A 265-nucleotide genomic window follows, 5' to 3' on the forward strand; every position below is an offset into this window, starting at 1 on the left:
GGTTATGTGAAACAACTAGAGGAACTCGATAATGAATACAATCGACTGTCGGAAGAATTAACTACAAATGGTATTAGTGAATTAACTGTTAATGCACTTATTGATAATCTAAAATTTCGTTTAAATTTACTATATCGTTTAAGAGTACAATTACAAGAATTAAATCCTTCAAAAACATTTGAAGACCAAAATCAATCCATCTAAAAATCAAAAAATGAACAAATCAATTATAAATAAATTACAGATATTTCTCTGTTTTTTCATT

Annotated in this window: 1 protein-coding gene; it reads left to right on the top strand. The window is 25.3% G+C overall.

The annotated features are described in order from the left end of the window. On the top strand, positions 1–204 hold a 204-nt coding region (locus IEQ44_RS18645), incomplete at its 5' end, for a hypothetical protein (protein WP_227487657.1). Positions 205–265 lie beyond the last annotated feature (61 nt).

The sequence above is a fragment of the Nocardioides malaquae genome (genome assembly GCF_015070385.1).
Taxonomy (GTDB): Bacteria; Actinomycetota; Actinomycetes; order Propionibacteriales; family Nocardioidaceae; genus Nocardioides; species Nocardioides malaquae.